1 protein-coding gene is annotated in these 1,648 nt (G+C 78.1%); it reads right to left on the bottom strand.

The window, feature by feature from the left end:
* A partial coding sequence (locus tag VGR37_06745; protein ID HEV2147081.1) for an SDR family NAD(P)-dependent oxidoreductase occupies positions 1-1,648 on the bottom strand: 1,648 nt, incomplete at both ends.

Raw genomic sequence — 1,648 nt, 5'->3', positions numbered from 1 at the left:
CTCCAGCGCCTCGCCCAGCGAGGCGAGCCCCTGCGCGTCGGAGAGGGCGCCCATCCCCTGCCCCTTCCAGCGGTCGCCGCGCGCCTCGCCCAGCCCGGCGGCCATCCCCGCCTCGGCCCAGGGCGCCCAGTTCACGCTGGTGGCGGGGAGGGCGCGGGCGCGGCGGTGGTGGGCCAGCGCGTCCAGGAAGGCGTTGGCCGCGGCGTAGTTCCCCTGCCCCGCGGAGCCCAGCAGCGAGGCCGCGGAGGAGAAGAGGACGAAGTGGTCCAGCGGGAGCCCCTCCGTGGCCCGGTGCAGGTTCCACGCGCCCGCCACCTTGGGCGCCAGCACCGGGGCGAAGCGCTCCCACCGCTGGGCGGCCAGCGTCCCGTCGGCCAGCACCCCGGCGGCGTGGAAGACGCCCGCCAGCGGCCGGTCCAGCCCCTCCACCAGGGCGCGCACCTCGTCCTCGCGCGCCACGTCGGCGCGGGCGAGCGTGACCTCCGCGCCGGTGGCGCGGATCGCCTCCACGGCTTCGGCCGCCTCCGGCGAGGGCCCGCCGCGCCCCACCAGCACCAGGTGCCCGGCGCCGCGATCGGCCAGCCAGCGCGCCACGCGGATCCCCAGCGACCCCAGGCCGCCGGTGACGAGGTACGTGGCGTCGGCGCGGAGGGGCGGCGCGCCGTCTCCCGTGGGGGCGGCGAGGACCACCTTCCCCACGTGCTTCGCCTGCGCCATCCAGCGGAAGGCGTCCACCGCCCGCGCCAGCGGGAACGGGGTGACGGGGAGCGGCCGGAGCGTGCCGTCCTCCAGCCACGCGCCCAGCTCGCGGAGGAGCGCCTGGATGCGGGCGGGGTCGCGGTGCGCCAGCTCCACCAGGTCGAAGGCGTCGTAGCGGTGCCCCCTGCCCAGCGCCGCCACGCGCTCGCCGTCCCAGATCCCCGTCTTCCCGATCTCCACGAAGCGGCCGCCGGGGCGGAGCGCGGCGAAGCTCGCGTCGATGAAGTCGCCGGCCAGGGAGTTGAGGACCACGTCCACCCCCTCCCCGCCGGTGGCCTCCAGCACCTCCCGCGAGAAGTCGAGCGTGCGGGAGTTCATCACGTGCTCCACCCCCAGGGCGCGCACCGCGTCCCACTTGGGCGGGCTGGCGGTGGCGAGCACCTCGGCGCCCATCATCCGCGCGAGCTGCACGGCGGCGATCCCCACCCCGCCCGCGGCGGCGTGCACCAGCACCCGCTCGCCGGGGCGCAGCCCCGCCAGGTCGCGCAGGGCGTACAGCGCGGTGAGGAAGGTGACGGGGACCGTGGCGGCGCCCTCCGCGCCCACCCCGGCGGGGAGCGGGACGGCGAAGTCCGCGGGGATGGTGGTGTGGCTGGCGAGGCTGGCGGGCGCCAGCGCCATCACGGCTTCGCCGGGGCGCAGGTGCGCCACGCCCTCGCCGACGCGCTCCACCACCCCGGCGCACTCCAGCCCCAGCGGGCCCGGGTCGCCCGGGTACATCCCCAGCGCGTTGAGCACGTCGCGGAAGTTGAGCCCGGTGTGCAGCACGCGGAGCTCCACCTCGCCGGGGCCGGGGCGGCGGCGCTGCACCGGCCGGAACGCCAGGTTGTCCAGGGTGCCGCGCTCGGTGACCTCCAGCCGGAACGGCCCCTCGCGCGGGGGCGTGCTC

It is taken from the genome of Longimicrobiaceae bacterium, assembly GCA_035936415.1.
In the GTDB taxonomy this organism is placed as follows: domain Bacteria; phylum Gemmatimonadota; class Gemmatimonadetes; order Longimicrobiales; family Longimicrobiaceae; genus JAFAYN01.
The sequence above is the reverse complement of the archived record's forward strand: the minus strand, read 5'-3'. Positions and strand labels throughout refer to the sequence as shown.